Consider the following 15,926-nt stretch of genomic DNA (forward strand, 5'->3'; position numbering starts at 1 on the left):
CTCACGATTAGAATGTAAGAGATAAGTTCTGCAAAGTTCTATAATACATTATTATAAGGACTGGAATATAAGTGATTTATAATCAGTATGTACGGGTATTCGTGCATACTGATTTTTTTTAAGTGGAAATACATTTCAGGAAAAAATGTGTTTTTGTTCGATCCAAAAAAAGATATTTCGATTGAAGTGAATTTTATTTTTGTATATTGTTGAATTATAGTTATTTGCGTTTTATAATGAAAAATTTAATAAAAATATTAGCCATGATCCTATTCTGCTCGCTTTTCAAAGCCCAGCAGACCAATGTTTCTGTTGTGAAATATGAAGATCTGGAAAAGAGAATTCAACAGGAAAAAGATAAATTGCTTGTGGTCAACTTCTGGTCTACAACCTGTAGACCGTGTGTAAAAGAGCTTCCTTATTTTATGGATATTAATGCAAAATATGCAGATAATCAGAAGTATAAGATGATTTTGGTTTCACTGGACAGGTTGGCCGATAAAGAAAGAGTCTTGAAGTTCATTAAAAATAAAAATCTGACCGCTGAAGTACTTTTGTTAGATGATATCAAAAGAATGAACACCTGGATTCCAAGATTTGAAAAAGACTGGGACGGAAATATTCCGGTAACGTTGTTCTACAAAAACGGATCAAAAATCCATTTCAATGACGGTGAAATGAGCAAAGAAGATTTGGAAAAAACAATTAAAGAAAATCTACAATAAATAATTAAATTATGAAAAACCTGAAAATTTTAATGACCGCATGCATCGTTGGGCTGGGATTACTAAGCTTTACAGCGAAAGATCATGATAGAAATATTAGTCAGAAAATGGACGTTTCATCGGTAAAAGGCTATGAAGTAGGGGACGAAGCCGCCGATTTTAAGCTTAAAAATATTGATGGGAAAATGGTTTCCCTCAGTGATTTTAAAAGTGCAAAGGGATTCATTGTAGTATTTACCTGTAATCACTGTCCTTATGCAAAAAAATATGAGGACAGAATCATTGAGCTGGATAAAAAATATAAGGCTCAGGGCTATCCGGTAATTGCCATTAATCCTAATGATCCCAATGTACAGCCGGAAGATGGCTATCAGCAGATGATTGAAAGAGCAAAGCAGAAAGGATTTACTTTCCCCTATCTGGCAGATGAAGGGCAGAAAATTTATCCGCAGTACGGAGCAACAAAAACTCCGCATGTTTTTGTACTGAAAAAAGAAAACGGAAAGAATATTGTAAAGTACATTGGTGCTATCGACAACAATTATGACAATCCGAATGATGTTTCAGAATATTATGCTCAGGATGCCGTAAATGCTCTGATCAAAGGGGAACCGGTGAAAATGACCAAAACAGTAGCCATTGGATGTACAATCAAAGTAAAGAAATAATATATTTGCCTGTATAAAATAAGATCGGTGTTCTTAGAATACCGATTTTTTATGCCTTAAACTCAATTTGAAATGAAATTCCAGTTCAGCCTGAAGTATCTGCTTCTTACCGTATTTATTTTTCTTGTAGAAGTATTGATTGCCACCAAACTAAGTGATATTTTCTTCGTGAGAGCTTATCTTGGAGACGTTATTGTGGTGATGCTTCTTTATACCTTTGTAAAAAGTTTTTTAAAAGTAAATGATCAGAAACTGATTCTGGGAATTCTGATTTTTTCATTGATGGTAGAATTTGCACAGTATTTCAATATTGCAGAAAAACTAGGCTTCCGTCCTGGAAGCCTGATGTATATTGTTATTGGAAATTCTTTCTCCTGGATAGATAATCTTTGCTATGCTGTAGGCTGCCTGATTCTCTATCTTATCGTAAAAATGACAAACAGTGATGGCTTAACCTCAACCCCTAATCCCTAGTCCCTAGTCCCTACCACCTACCACCTGCAACCTGCCACCTATTATCTATCTCCCAAAACTGTCATATTTATCCTCAGCATACTTGGTAAAACGGTTCAGAAGAGCCACATTTTCCTTTTCCATAGGCGAAAGATCATTATCTACATTGCTGGAAACCGGGATGTACCAGTCTGTCTGCTCAAAGAAATTTCTGTAGGTTTCTTTTTTGAAAGAGTAGCCATGTCTTGCAAATACGGAATTTTTGATGATCTCAAGATCTAGTTTTCTTAAATTTTTAAGATCTTTTTCCGTCAGTTTTTGCTTCGATGCATTCAGTTTGAAGATGGCTTCTGAAGCGATACGGTTTTTAGAGGTTTTATAACTTTCTGTTTTTCCGGTTTCTTCATCGGTGTATTTTTCAGTAAACTCTTTAGGATTTGACCAGTCTACCAGATCAGAATCCTTATCCAGCATAAAGTTAGGGTTATAAACAAACTCTTTTTTGGTCAATTTAAGTGTTTTTGAAGGAGCTTTAACGCTTGTTTTATCAAAAGCATTCCACTTTCCGGTTAAGCTGTCTCCTTTCAATTTTACTTCAAATCTTCCATCTGTTTTGTCATTGCCGGGTTCATCCAGTACAAAAGAAGCGGTTGATGCATTGAAAACTCCTCTGAATGGTCGTTGATTACCATTCACGATACTTTGTCCGTAAACACTGTCTTTGGTAATTCTGTTGATCTTTAAAGAAATTCTTTTGTAGTTACTGACATCATATTCTGAGCCGTCTGTTGGGTCAACTACCTTTTCCATGCCGGCAAATTCACCCGTGTAAATTCCGTAATATTCTTTGTGAACCTCGGGGATTACCACAGAGTCTTTCTTTGCAGTCAGAGAATCTTTTCCTGATTCAGTAGTCTTTCCCTCTTTTTTGCAGCTTAACAGAGAAACTGTAAGCAGGGAAATGAGTGTGTAATTTAGAATTTTCATATAAGTTTTTTTGTGATTAAATATTCAATAATAAGGATGTTGGGAATCCAGCCCAGCCATGCAATGATCTGATAGACCTCCATAGGATTGGGATGAAATAAATATACAATAATTACCTTCCACATTCTCAGGGTAATAGCAGATAGTGTAAAAGCAAAACTCCGCCACATCCACTGTTTGTGTTCTTTAAACCTTTTCTGTCTTGCCAGCTGATAGGCTTTCAACGTTGAAAACCACCATAAAAAGCCTAAAATAACAAAAGAAATCTTTGAAAAAAGACCTCCGTTGGCAAATATTCCCATATAAATTCCCGAAGGTGCTGCACAGATCAGAATGAGAAAAATATACGCTTTTCCCATATTCCTGTGGAAATTTTTGAGTCCAAAATTCTTTCTGAGCAAAGCAAGAAAACCCGAAAGAAGCACAAAAATGCTCGTATAAACATGAGTATAGAAAAACGTAAGATATTCCGGTCTTTCTACCACTTCAGTCTGTTTAATCATCAGAAAACTGACTTCAGGATTAAAAGGAATGTATTCTAAGGTGATTTTCAGCATCAGCCAAAAGAAATACCCAAACCCTATGATTAGTAAGATTTTAAAGAAAACTGCAGTATTTCTTTTGGCAGAGAGCATTTTAATAATTTTTAAAAGTCATAGGAACGTTATATGTTGATTTAATGGCTTGCCCATTTTTAGTGGCGGGTTTCCATCTTTTTTTTAAAGCATTCATCACACGATCCATTTCTTTATTCATAGCACGGTTGTTTCCTGTTGTTGAAATAGAACTTATACTTCCGTCAGGATTAACATCAAAAGTTGTTAATGATTTCGATGTTCCAGATGCTTTTTCCAGACAGGAAAGATCGAAAACTTGACTGATATCCTGCATCAGAGCAGTCATTCCTCCTGGATATTCAACAGGTGTAGTAACTGTTTTTTCTGTGTTATTGTCTGGATTATAAGTGGTTTCTGGCTGGTTGGTTTGTGAAAATGCGAGTCCAAAACCAAGACACAAAGCGAAGGTTATTATTTTTTTCATGATTAATATTATCGTATTCAGGTTATTTATTTTCAAAGAAATCAATCACTAACTCATTGAATAATTCCGGTTTTTCTTCGGGAACATAATGATTGGCATTGGGGATAATAGCTAATTGTCCTTTTGGGATAGATTCTGCGATTTTTACGGTGTGTTCTGTTTTTATAAGATCATTATCACCAGCAATGATCAATGATGGACACTGAATTTTACTCAGGTCTTCATACTTCCATTGGGGATACTTCAAATCCAGATTCAGAAGATCAATAAAGATATCGTTTTTGTGGTCTTTATTGTCTTTAGTAAGGCTTACGAGCATTTCTTTCATGGATTTTAAATCATGATCTTTCACTCCTTCCGGAAAAATATTGGCACCTGAACAGGCAATTTTGTCTACCATTTCGGGGTATTTCATCGCCATAGACAGTGCGAGAATTCCTCCGTCACTCCAACCAATAATTTTTGTTTTTTTAATGTTCAGCTTCTCTAAAAACTGCTTAATATCCTCTGTCTGAATATCAAAAGTAAGTTCTTTCGTTTTGTCATAAGTAGATCTCCCTCTTTCGCGGCAATCGACAATGATCACTTTATATTTTTTAGCAAAGGTGTCCTTCTGGTTCATAAAGGCACTGATAGACTGGCCATTGCCATGAAGCATAAGTACAGGTTCTCCCTCTCCATAGGTTTCATAATATAATTTGATGCCATTAACATCCATAAATTTTCCTTCCGGCATTGTTCCGATAATACCACGACCTTTGATCAACAAAGATTTGCTGCCACTGAATGGTTGGTAATCCGAAGTTTCAATGGTAAAATTTTTTACGTGCTTTATTTTTTGAGAATGGATTCCTTCAAACCAACCCTTTGAAGAGGCAATCTCTTTTTCAAAACCTGAATTTTCCAGCGGAACTTCAGTCCATTTTTTTGACTTTCCATCATTGACTTCCAACTTAAAATCATCAAAATAAAAATCCCCGTTATTTTGTGCAAAAGCTCCGATATTCATGGCCTTTGCAGATGGATTGATGGTTCCTTTTATTTCGTAGGTTTTCCATTCATGGGTTACCTGGATTCCATAATATTGATTTTCAAAGAAACTCGTAGACTCATCTTTATTATTTATTCTGCACCATAGCCCACAATTGGAACCATTGTCCTCATTGTCTTTTCTGATTTTTACCGTTATACGGAAGTTCCAATTCTGTTTATGCTCTATATTCACAGCTTGAGTGAATGATGTCCAGTCAGAGACAATCGTTTTTTCCTGACTGTATCCTAAAAAGAAGCAGAGTAGAAAAAAGAAACCGAATTTTTTTTTCATGTATTTAGTTTTTATTAAAAGTAATATTTTTTTACAAGTTGTTGAGATCCTGTGCAATAAGCCATCCTTCACTCCAGCATGCCTGGAAGTTGAATCCTCCGGTCACGGCATCGATATTCAAAACTTCTCCCGCAATATAGAAATTAGGAAGTAATTTTGAAGACATGTTTTTAAAGTTAATTTCCTTTAAATCAATGCCTCCGGCCGTTACGAACTCATCTTTGAATGTCGATTTTCCGGTTACCTGAAATTTTTTCTGGCAAAGATTTTCCAATATTTTTTGCATCTCTTTTCCGGAAATATTGGCCACCTGTTTATTAAGATCAACTTTTGAGCTCTCTAAAATTTTCTGCCAGAATCTGTTGGTAATATCGAAGATCTTTGACTGTCCGATGGTTTTTTTAGGGTTGCTTTGCTTGAAATTATGGAACATTTCTTCCGCTTCATCCATTTCTATGGAAACGAAATTCACTTCAATTTCAAAGTTGTATTTAAGTTTTGCCAGACTTATGGCTTCCCATGCTGAAATTTTCAATACAGCAGGTCCGGAAAGTCCCCAGTGGGTAATTAGTAAGGGTCCGCTTTCTTCCGTTTTCAGTTTTGGAATTGAAATTCCGGCATTTTCAAAGCTTGTTCCCGGAAGATCTTTCAGCAATTCATCTTTAATATTGAAGGTGAAAAGCGAAGGAACAAGATCCACAATCTTATGACCCAGATTTTCTACAATTTTTAATGATTTTGGAGAACTTCCGGTCGTATAAACGATATAATCTGCTTCAAAATCCCCTGAATTGGTCTTTACAATATATTTTTCGTCCTGTTTTTCAATCTCTTTTACCGTACATTTTGTCTGAACTTTGACGTTTTTCTTTTGAGTTTCGTTCAGAAAAGTATTGATGATAGTCTGAGAAGAGTTACTTTCAGGGAAAGTTCTGTTATCATTTTCAATTTTCAAAGGAACGTTTCGTTGATCGAACCATTCCATCGTATCACCAGGTTGAAATTTAGTAAAGACACTTAATAATTCTTTATTTCCACGGGGATAAAACTGAACCAATTCTCTGGGATCAAAGCATGCGTGAGTCACATTACAGCGTCCGCCTCCGGAAATTTTAACCTTCTGAAGGACATCTGAGTTCTGTTCTAAAATCGTAATTGTATATTTCTTTTCGTCAAGATTAGATGCACAGAAAAAGCCTGCAGCACCGCCTCCGATAATAATGATCTGTTTCATGTATATGTAATCCTATGCGGAAGATTATTTTTTCAAAAGTACAATTTTTATAAACCATCTTATTTGAGTATTTTTGAAGATTATAATTTTAATTATATCAAAAACGATTTTCATATGATTTTCTACCATAAATTTGAAGTAAGATGGAGCGATCTTGATGCTAATAAGCACCTGGCCAATTCATCGTATGTACAGTATTGTGCACAGGCCAGAATGGCTTTTATGACTAAAGAGAAAATGGGCGTTACCCAGCTGAGCAGATGGGGAATAGGTCCGGTAATCCTGCATGAAAGATATTCTTTTTTCAAAGAAATCTATGCAGATCAGATCGTCATCGTAAGTGTAGAAATAGACGGATGTGCAGAAGATTCTTCCATCTACCGTTTCGTACACAAGTTCTATACTCCGGACGGAATGCACTGTGCTACTGCAGAAGCTACAGGCGTATGGATTGATATGATGCTTAGAAAAATGACCACGCCACCGGATGATGTAGTGGAAGCAATGAATAAGTATAAAACCCCGGACACTGTTGTATTATCCAAAGAAGACTTCAAAAAGTTTCCTTTCCACCCACACAATATTGACCCGGCAGAACTTACTCAATAATTCAAAGTTTAAAATTCAAGGTTTAATGTTTAAAGTTTGAGAAGCAATTTTTATATCATTCATACTTTTTACATTAGACATTAATACAAAAAATCATGTTTGAAGATAAATCACAGGAGCTGACGCCCATTTCAAAATTAGGAGAATTCGGTCTTATTAAACATCTGACAGAGCATTTTCCTTTATCCAACGAATCTTCAGAGCTTGGAGTAGGAGATGATGCGGCAGTAATTAATCCTGACAACAAAAAAGTAGTTCTTACAACAGATGTATTGGCGGAAGGTGTGCACTTTAATTTAGGGTACGTTCCTTTAAAACATTTAGGTTATAAAGCGGTGGTGGTAAACCTAAGTGATATTGCTGCGATGAATGCAACACCTACACAGATATTGGTTTCCCTTGCAGTGTCTAACCGTTTTCCTGTGGAAGCATTGGAAGAGATCTATTCCGGAATTCAGGCAGCATGTGGAAGATATAAGGTTGACCTTATCGGAGGAGATACAACAAGTTCCAATTCAGGTCTGGTGATGAGCATTACCGCTGTAGGAATTGAAAATGAAGAAAACATCGTAAAAAGAAGCGGTGCAAAACCAAATGATCTTCTTGTTGTAACAGGAGATTTAGGAGGTGCCTATATGGGATTACAGATTCTGGAAAGAGAACATGCGGTTTATCTTGCTGATCCTAATATGCAACCGGAAATGGAAGGTTACGATTATATCCTTGAAAGACAGCTAAAGCCTGAAGCAAGAACAGACGTTAAAAAGATTCTGGAAGAACTGGATATTAAACCAACGTCTATGATTGATATTTCAGATGGTCTGGCTTCTGAAATCCTTCACCTTTCGGATCAATCCAATGTAGGGTTCAGACTGTATGAGGAAAAAGTTCCGTTAGACAATCTTACGATCTCTACAGCAGATGAAATGAACTTAAATCCTGTAATGACGGCTTTAAGCGGTGGTGAAGATTATGAACTTTTATTCACCATTTCATCAGAAGATTTTGATAAAATTAAAAACCACCCTGACTTTACTATTATCGGGCATGCTGTAGAAAAAGAAGAAGGAAACTTTATGGTAGCCAGAGGATCTAACCAATTGGTAGCACTTACTGCTCAGGGATGGGATGCTTTTTTAAGTCAATAAAATAGAAAAATTATATTTAATTTTAAATATTGTAAGAAAACCGTAGTATTTTTTACTGCGGTTTTCGCTTTCTCTGATCAAATACATTAGCAATGAATTCATCTGAAAAAAATATTCCCGTTCATAATCTGGTGTCTGAAGAATTTCAGGTCAACACTTTAGAAAATGGACATCCGGAGAACTTCGAGGATATTCACCGGCATAATTTTTTTGAAATCATCTGGTTCAAAGAAGTGCATACAGACAGTCGTCTTGAGCTGGATTTTGAGAGCTATACCGTAAAAAACAACCAGCTCTGTATTATCGTTCCCGGCCAGGTTTTTAATATGAAACTCCGCAATGAAAAAGGCTATGTACTGGCCATCAGTAAAGAAATTTTCAAAGAAGCCTGTGATACGGAAGTGGTTCTGGCTAACGGAGCAAGACCTTTCTTTTTGGATGCAGAAAGCAGTGAAACCGGAAATATGCTTATTTCAATGATTAAAAGAGAATATCTTGGATCCGGACGTGTTGAAATTTTAAAAGCTTATCTGAGAGCTTTCTGTCTCATTATTACAGATCAGATCACAATGCAGAATACTGCAGAAGATGACAAACCGAGAATTCAGCAACTCGCAGCGTTGATAGAAGAGCATTATATCACAGAGAAAAACACAGATTTCTATGCTGAACAGCTCAAAATAAGTGCCCATCACCTCAATGACATTGTCCGTCTTTCCAGAGGAACAACAGTGAAAAAAATGATTGCCCAGAGACTTATTCTGGAAGCCAAAAGAGAGCTCAGTTTTGGTGCTTTAACAGTAAAAGAGATTGCTTTTAAACTGGGTTTTAGCGATGCTTCCTACTTTTCCCGGTTTTTTAAAAAGCATACCCGGCAGAATCCTGATGGATTCAGACCTGGAAAAGACTAATCCTCAGAATGTTCCTTTGTTTTTCATTTTAAATAAATAATTCGGATATAATCAGATTGAGTAATCCTCAGTTTGTGCTATCCTTCCTTCAGTTCTTTTATTGAAAAACGATACTTTTTACAGCAATTTTGCAGTTGAAAAAATCGCCTGCGAAGGCTTATTGTTATTTATGAAGAAGAATTTGAGCATTGTAGTGTTTATTCTCGCACTACTCAACACATTAGAGTCGCTAAGTATAGATCTTTATCTTCCCGCTTTCCCAAGTATGGCGAAGATTTTTAATACCGATATCGGACACATTCAGGTATCCATTTCTGTGTTTTTTGCAGGATTTGCTTTCGGGCAGCTGTTATGGGGACCTTTATCAGATAAAAAAGGAAGAAAACCCATGTTGTACTGCGGACTTTTGCTTTTTATTATAGGAGCTACGGCCATCTATTTTACATCTGATATTTATGTATTATGGGCAATGCGTTTTCTACAAGCGTTTGGAGGAAGTGCCGGAATTGTTATCGGAAGAGCAATCATTATTGATCTCTATGATAAACATAAAGCCGTTACCATCTTTTCACAACAATCACAGATCAGCGGGATTGCTCCGATTGTAGCTCCGCTACTGGGAAGTGTATTCCTTAAATTCTGGGGCTGGAACAGTTCTTTTGCCTTTTTATGCATCATGGGACTGATTACCTTTTTCATGGTCTACAAATATGTACCTGAAACCAATACCAGAATCCATCTTTCCGATGATGAAATGTTGAATGAAAAGGGATTGAAAGACCAATTGAAAATGATCATTTCCAACAAAGATTTTATCAACAGTACCATGGTAGGAAGTATTGCCTTTGCTTCTTTGATTATTTATATCTCCAATGCACCATTTTTATTCATGGAGATCCATGGGTTTTCGAGCAGTACCTTTAGTTTTATATTTGCTTTTAACTCATTGGCGTTGATAACAGCCGCTTATATTACGCCTAAACTGATCAAAAGAATAAGCAATTCCACCCTTTTATTTGCCGCTACAATTGTTCTGTTGGTGGTATGTACCCTTCATATTCTGATTGCAGCTGAAAATCTGTCTGTAGCATTGGAAATTGCCATGTTGTATCTGTCATTACTGGCTATCGGAATTTTGTTTCCTATTACATCGGCTCATGCTTTGTCTCCATTTAAAGAAGGAAGAGGAACTGCAGCGGCACTGCTGGGCTTTATGCAGTTGATGGTAACCTTCTTAATATCAGGATTGATAGGTTTCTTAGAAGCAGACTCTATTATTCCTATGGTTGTAACACGTTCTGCAATGGCATTGATTGCAGTGTGGTTCGGATACCGGATTTTTAAAACTCAAAAAAGAGAAAGCTTAAACACCAGTTCTGATCCGGAAATTGATCCTGTTATTTAATCCGGTTGTCATACAATCCGGGCACTTAATCAAGTATTTTTTGTGAAAAATAGTCAAAGGGTTCTCTTTGCATAAAATTTAAAATATGAAAAGAACCCTTTCGACAGCTTTATGCTGTATATTGCCATTAGGATATTGGGTGAACGCACAGTCCGGGCTCTCTGCAGAACTTAAAACAGAGTATATTCCTGCTTCCAATTACATCAGACCTGAAGACAGTACAAAGACCAATTCTAAAAGTGATTTTAAAAGAGTAGACCTGAATCTCAGTATTCCGTTATCCGTGAAGAAAGATACTGACGGGAAGGTAAGGTCGTGGTCTATGCTATTGAGTGGCTCTTATGCAAAGATGACCCATAAAAATTACGAAACTCCGTTGTTTCCGGATCAGATGCTGAATGCGCAGGTCGGAATACAGCATATGAGACCTTTAGGCAAAAAATGGAGTATGATGATGATGGCATCCGTTGGAGTGTATACAGACCTTGAAAAAATAGATTTCGATGATGTGCTGGGCCAGGGTGGACTTTTATTTATCAGACATTTTAATTCTAATATTTCTTTAGGTGGAGGTCCGGTGCTTACGACGGCTTTTGGTGTTCCCATGATTTTACCCTGGATTTATTTCGATTGGAAAACGAATGGTAAAATTAAGTTTAAGATCAATTTCCCGGAAGGGATGGAAGCCGGATATCTTTTCTCAGATAAATTTACTTTAAAGGCTGTTGTAGAACTGAACGGAATGACTGCAGAGAGAAATATAAACGGAAAATCAATGTTGCTAGGGTATCAGCAGATCACTGCAGGGCTCAGACCGGAATTAAAAATTAATGACAGGCTTACTTTGCGTCTTACGGGAGGAACTGCCATATTGAGGAGCTTCAGCGAAAATGACCGCAAAATCAGCAGTATTTTCAGAGACAAGAAGATCGCAGATCCAAGATTTTCAAGCACATTCTACGCAGCAGTATCACTACGCTGGAATCTCCCATAAAAAATGAAAAACCGGAAGCAGAGAAAAACATTGAATAGAATGCACTCAATTGTTCATTGAACTTAATACCACCCAGCTTCCGGCTTCTCTCTTCCAGCTATTTGCTGATCAGTTTCTTATACACCACCTGATGAAGCAGTTCTTCCTTTCGGGTACGGGATATGGGAAGCTCAATTTTATTAATGAAAAGACGTCCTCCGGAAATCATGTCAATATGGGTAATATTGATGAGGTAAGATTTATGAATCCTGAAAAAATGATCAGAAGGAAGAGATTCTTCAATCGCTTTCATAGTCTGATGGATGATCAGTGATTTATCTTTAAAATGAAGCTTGGTGTAGTTTTGCATACTTTCAATGTACAGAATATCTACCCATGAAATTTTAATAAAAGTATCAGACTGCCTTACATAGAGAAAAGGATCATCCAGAGTAGTATTGTTTTTTAATTTTTCCCCAATGATATACTGCTGCTGTGCCTTATTAACTGCCTGATAAAAACGGTTAAAAGCAATGGGCTTTAAAAGGTAATCCACAACCTGCAGACGGAATCCTTCCAAAGCATATTCTGAATAAGCTGTGGTAAGAATGCATAAAGGAGGATTTTCAAGCTGTTCCAAAAATTCCAATCCTGTGAGATAAGGCATATTGATATCGAGAAAAAGAAGGTCTATTTCACTCTCCTTTACTTTGGTATTGGCTTCCAGAGCGGTAGCGCATGTTCCTTCCACCGATAAAAAGTCAATCTGGTCTGCCAGTTCTTTAAGATGGAATCTTGCCAGAGGCTCATCATCGATAATCAGGCATTTCATTTTAGGAAGAGTATTGCTCATGAGGGTCAGAAAGTGTTAGCGTTAAAGTTATTCTAAAGATATGATGATCTGTTTCAATTTTTAAATCGTGGGAATCCGGATATTGTAATTTTAACCGTTTTTTTACATTTTGAAGGCCAATTCCACCTGCTCCGTCTTTCTTTTTATAAGTAACCATATCCGAATAAGAATTTTCAACATAAAAATAGAGATGATTGTCTTTTTCTTTACAGGAGATTTTTACATAGCCATTATGTCCGGGAAGCCTGCAGACATATTTAAAAGCATTTTCTATAAAAGGAACGAGAAGCAAAGGAGCAATAGAAGCTTTCTTATTATCAATTTCCCAACTGGCTTTTACGTCCAGTTCATTTCCCCATCTCAGTTTTTCTACCTCAACAAGGTTTTGGAGATACTCGATATCTTTATCCAAAGGAACCATAGCCTGATTACAATGATACAACTGATACCTGAGAATATCCGAAAATTTCATCAGTAAAAAATCTGCCAGCTGGGTATCCGTTTTCATCAGAATATGAATATGATTCAGGATATTAAATACCACATGAGGGTTAATCTGATCCTGTAAAAGTTTGAGCTGGTTTTCCAGATGAGCCTGCTGAAGGAGAATATGATCCCGCTCTATTCTTCCATGTTCTTTATAAAATTTGATGCCGCATGCTGCTCCATTGATAAGAAAAGAGGCTGGTAAAGACATGTAAAAACCTTTCCACAAAAAAGGGAGCTGGCCGGAAAAGCTTTTGGGAAGCTGATCCTTTGGAGCAACCTCAAGATAAGTAAAAATAACAGCGAAGATGAGACTCAATATGAAAATAACCATGACAACCTGTATCAGAAAACGTTTCATCTTTTTTTCCCGTAAAGCTTTCGGAAGAAGCTTATTGGTCAAAAAATGAGTGAAGGTAAAAGAAGAAGCTGTAATGATAATGGTTTGAATCATAGCGAGATACTTCTCTGTTGTAATCTGAAAATTACACCAGAGTACAATAGCGAGAACAAACCAGAAAATAAAAGTAAATATGTATTCTTTTAAAACAAAAGATTTTGTCATGGAACTGGAAATAGGTTGATAAAAAAATTAGAAACTGCAGGGAAAACAGTTTCTAATGGTAAAGATAATTTAAGTTTTTTAGAACAGGAAATAACCTATTCCAAGGGAAAAACTGTGGGGTTTGGACTTAAATTCTTTACTAATGCTCGTAAGACCAGTCTCATATCTCAAATCTACTGTAAAGTTTTTATAATCTAATCCTACGCCTCCTGTAATGCCAATATTGGATTTGTCAAACTTTTTAAAACCTTCCTGGAGAGCCTGAGAAGTAGACACTTTATCGTTGAAAGCATAACTGTAAACCCCACCTGCAAATATCCTTACATTAAAATCATCGGCTTTAATCAGTTTATATCCTACCACTACAGGAATATCAATAGCGTTCCAGGAAAGTTTTGAAGAGCTTCCGTCTTGGGACTCGAATGATGTTTTCTTTTTGTTGAACAGTGCTTCTCCCTGTACATACAGTTTTCCGATATCCATTCTTGTCATTACTCCTGCCTGATACCCGAATCCATATTTTCCTTCCAGTGAAGATTCCGTGGAGGTTTTTGTAAAGTTTGCCCCTCCCTTTACCCCAATGTGAAAAGCCGGAGTCTGTTGTGCTTTAGTTTCTATACCGCAAAAAATACATAATAACAATGCACTTGGCGCGAAAAATTGCTGCTTCATAAATTAATTATTGTTAAAAATCTAATGCAAAACAACAACGATAAAGCGTGGAATGAAATTTTATTTGATGAATGGCAGAAACACTTTGACAAGGATCTGTTTTAGGATGAAAAATAAAACCCGGAAGTATCACTACTTCCGGGTTTCTATTACTAAAAAGGTTGTTCTTCACAGATGGAAGGAGGAACACATCCGCCACCGCCCGGATTTCCACCGCCTCCTACAGCGATGCATTGCCCCGGATTTCCGTCTTCATACATTTCACAGGCATATCCCCAGGCACATTGGCAGTCGTCCTGACAATTGTAAGAGTTTCCTCCCATATGACAGCCTCCATTTCCGCTTCCTAAAATTTCAGATAAGTCTTTTCTCAAAAGTTTTTTCATTGTTTTCATGATAATTTGGTATTAAATGTTATCGTTTAAAATTGTACGTCCTCGTAAATATAATAAAATTGTCTTAATGTATTGTAAATGAATTTTATGGGAAGATTTTATATAAAAAAGCCACTGTGAAAGTGGCTTTTTATGATCAATAGAAAAAGATGTCTTAGAAACTGAATTCCTTCTGATACAGTGTACGTTCTTTTTGGAAAAGAGGAATGGTTCCTTCATATCGTAAAGGAGCGATTCCAAAACCATAGAACATATCCGCCTGGATTTTACCTTTTACAGTAATCACACCTTTTCTTTGAGGAACCAATGTTAATCCTAAAGATGAAAGGGCAGAAGCTCTTCCTTTTAATCCTGAATTAGCAATTGGAATAGTAAGAAACATTAATCCTACAGCTCCTTTTGCTTCTAAACCACCTTCAGCAGATAAATTTCCCTCTGCAAGAGTGATGGCAGGTTCTGATTTCTTTTGAAGATTAATGTTAATCTCCGGAGTTTTGCTTACTAAAAAGTTAGCATTTCCTTCAAGATCCAAAAGCTTTGCCTGTACTTTTCCTGTAGCCTGTACGCCCAGAAAAGGTCCCGCAGAAAGAGTAGGACTTAAGATCAGTCCTGTAGGTCCCAAAACGATAGGAACGATAGGAATATTCAGGTAATCTGTAGTACTTGCTGTATAGCCCAGGCTTCCTACAATAGTTGCCGTACTCTGAAGTTTGATATCATCCATGATGAGGTTGACATAGAAGTTGGATAAATGTCCCCATGAGAATGTGATATTATAATCAATCTTTGGTGTAAATCCTCCTTGTACATTCACACTGGATGTTCCTGCTGAAGTTAGAGGAAATGAATAAGTTTTATTAAAATTATAACGGTTGAAAGTAATTAATTTCTGATTCTGAAGGTTTTTAGCTTCTATAGAATGTATTCTTTGATTGATCTGCTCAGAAACCATTCCTTCTACAGGAATGTAATTAACCATTTTTCCATCAATATTAACAGGAGCTTTCCCTGATGGATCATACACTCCGCTTAGTGTTCCGCTGTAGATGAACTCTTCAAGTTTTGCACTGGAAGTCTGTACTTTAAATTGATTATTCAATTTTGAAACAGAACTTACTTTCGAAAGAATAGTGCTCACCTGATCACCTTCTATCTTAGTCCCTACAATAACAGTTCCTATAGAAATACTGTCAGTTTGTGGAGTCATACGGCTAAATGTAATTTCTCCTTCATTATGAGTAGAAATGGCATTTACTGATTCATCATTCAGAATAATAACATTCTTCTGTAAAGTCAGATTTCCTAAAGTCTTCATTTGAGCAGACTCTGAAGGTTTTTCAACAGGAGCATCCGCCGGATCATCCTGAGAACAAGACGTTAAAAGAAACAAACAGAAAAAAGAAAAAAGAAAGGAAAAGTAAAAATTTCTGTTGATTTTGAAATGGTTGGTTTTCATTTTCATATAAAGTGATTTTAA

General features: G+C 36.4%; 18 protein-coding genes. 8 read left to right on the top strand and 10 right to left on the bottom strand.

Annotation, left to right across the window (positions count from 1 at the left end):
• The first annotated feature begins 263 nt into the window (after positions 1 to 263).
• From NK356_RS00005 to NK356_RS00015, 3 genes are all read left to right on the top strand, one after another.
• The gene (locus tag NK356_RS00005; RefSeq protein WP_253315866.1) at positions 264 to 725 is read left to right on the top strand and encodes a TlpA disulfide reductase family protein; all 462 of its coding nucleotides are present in this window, start codon (positions 264 to 266) and stop codon (positions 723 to 725) included.
• 11 nt (positions 726 to 736) lie between these two features.
• Positions 737 to 1,393: a thioredoxin family protein gene (locus tag NK356_RS00010; protein ID WP_253315867.1), complete on the top strand. Its 657-nt coding sequence runs from the start codon at positions 737 to 739 to the stop codon at positions 1,391 to 1,393.
• Positions 1,394 to 1,465: 72 nt separating this feature from the next.
• Positions 1,466 to 1,867 carry a DUF2809 domain-containing protein gene (locus NK356_RS00015; RefSeq protein WP_253315868.1) on the top strand — a complete coding sequence of 134 codons (402 nt, stop codon included), beginning with the start codon at positions 1,466 to 1,468 and terminating at the stop codon, positions 1,865 to 1,867.
• A 45-nt stretch (positions 1,868 to 1,912) separates the two neighbouring features.
• Here NK356_RS00015 and NK356_RS00020 read toward each other — a convergent pair whose 3' ends face one another.
• From NK356_RS00020 to NK356_RS00040, 5 genes are read right to left on the bottom strand one after another with little or no spacing between them, the layout of a single operon-like run.
• Entirely contained in the window at positions 1,913 to 2,833 is a 921-nt protein-coding gene (locus tag NK356_RS00020; protein WP_253315869.1) for a YARHG domain-containing protein, read from the bottom strand.
• Complete coding sequence (locus NK356_RS00025; protein ID WP_253315870.1) at positions 2,830 to 3,468, bottom strand: DUF2306 domain-containing protein; 639 nt, start codon at positions 3,466 to 3,468, stop codon at positions 2,830 to 2,832. Before NK356_RS00025 ends, NK356_RS00020 begins: the two co-directional genes overlap by 4 nt.
• A 1-nt stretch (position 3,469) precedes the next feature.
• A complete protein-coding gene (locus NK356_RS00030; RefSeq protein WP_253315871.1) occupies positions 3,470 to 3,874 on the bottom strand; it encodes an energy transducer TonB in 405 nt (134 codons plus the stop codon).
• A gap of 22 nt (positions 3,875 to 3,896) precedes the next feature.
• Entirely contained in the window at positions 3,897 to 5,198 is a 1,302-nt protein-coding gene (locus tag NK356_RS00035; protein WP_253315872.1) for an alpha/beta fold hydrolase, read from the bottom strand.
• Positions 5,199 to 5,229: 31 nt separating this feature from the next.
• On the bottom strand, positions 5,230 to 6,432 hold the full coding sequence (locus tag NK356_RS00040; RefSeq protein ID WP_253315873.1) for an NAD(P)/FAD-dependent oxidoreductase: 1,203 nt from the start codon (positions 6,430 to 6,432) through the stop codon (positions 5,230 to 5,232).
• A 114-nt stretch (positions 6,433 to 6,546) separates the two neighbouring features.
• Between NK356_RS00040 and NK356_RS00045 the strand changes: the two genes are divergently transcribed.
• From NK356_RS00045 to NK356_RS00065, 5 genes are all read left to right on the top strand, one after another.
• Positions 6,547 to 7,041, top strand: coding sequence for a thioesterase family protein (locus NK356_RS00045; RefSeq protein ID WP_034692066.1), 495 nt, complete (start codon positions 6,547 to 6,549; stop codon positions 7,039 to 7,041).
• 95 nt (positions 7,042 to 7,136) lie between these two features.
• Positions 7,137 to 8,189, top strand: a complete 1,053-nt coding sequence (gene thiL / locus NK356_RS00050; RefSeq protein WP_253315874.1) for a thiamine-phosphate kinase — start codon at positions 7,137 to 7,139, stop codon at positions 8,187 to 8,189.
• Positions 8,190 to 8,281: 92 nt separating this feature from the next.
• Complete coding sequence (locus NK356_RS00055) at positions 8,282 to 9,100, top strand: helix-turn-helix domain-containing protein (RefSeq protein ID WP_034691996.1); 819 nt, start codon at positions 8,282 to 8,284, stop codon at positions 9,098 to 9,100.
• 169 nt (positions 9,101 to 9,269) lie between these two features.
• On the top strand, positions 9,270 to 10,505 hold the full coding sequence (locus tag NK356_RS00060; RefSeq protein ID WP_156106360.1) for a multidrug effflux MFS transporter: 1,236 nt from the start codon (positions 9,270 to 9,272) through the stop codon (positions 10,503 to 10,505).
• Between the two features lie 85 nt (positions 10,506 to 10,590).
• Complete coding sequence (locus NK356_RS00065; protein WP_034691993.1) at positions 10,591 to 11,499, top strand: DUF6268 family outer membrane beta-barrel protein; 909 nt, start codon at positions 10,591 to 10,593, stop codon at positions 11,497 to 11,499.
• A gap of 97 nt (positions 11,500 to 11,596) precedes the next feature.
• Here the strand turns inward: NK356_RS00065 and NK356_RS00070 are convergent, their stop codons facing one another.
• From NK356_RS00070 to NK356_RS00090, 5 genes are all read right to left on the bottom strand, one after another.
• Positions 11,597 to 12,331, bottom strand: a complete 735-nt coding sequence (locus NK356_RS00070) for a LytTR family DNA-binding domain-containing protein (RefSeq protein ID WP_253315875.1) — start codon at positions 12,329 to 12,331, stop codon at positions 11,597 to 11,599.
• A complete protein-coding gene (locus tag NK356_RS00075) occupies positions 12,312 to 13,382 on the bottom strand; it encodes a sensor histidine kinase (RefSeq protein WP_034691991.1) in 1,071 nt (356 codons plus the stop codon). The genes NK356_RS00070 and NK356_RS00075 overlap by 20 nt, the downstream gene beginning before the upstream one ends.
• Before the next feature lie 78 nt (positions 13,383 to 13,460).
• Positions 13,461 to 14,054 carry a porin family protein gene (locus NK356_RS00080; protein ID WP_253315876.1) on the bottom strand — a complete coding sequence of 198 codons (594 nt, stop codon included), beginning with the start codon at positions 14,052 to 14,054 and terminating at the stop codon, positions 13,461 to 13,463.
• A gap of 152 nt (positions 14,055 to 14,206) precedes the next feature.
• Positions 14,207 to 14,449 carry a hypothetical protein gene (locus NK356_RS00085; protein WP_034691988.1) on the bottom strand — a complete coding sequence of 81 codons (243 nt, stop codon included), beginning with the start codon at positions 14,447 to 14,449 and terminating at the stop codon, positions 14,207 to 14,209.
• 154 nt (positions 14,450 to 14,603) lie between these two features.
• Complete coding sequence (locus NK356_RS00090) at positions 14,604 to 15,911, bottom strand: hypothetical protein (RefSeq protein ID WP_253315877.1); 1,308 nt, start codon at positions 15,909 to 15,911, stop codon at positions 14,604 to 14,606.
• Positions 15,912 to 15,926: the final 15 nt, after the last annotated feature.

The organism is Chryseobacterium sp. S0630 (assembly GCF_024158915.1).
Taxonomy (GTDB): domain Bacteria; phylum Bacteroidota; class Bacteroidia; order Flavobacteriales; family Weeksellaceae; genus Chryseobacterium.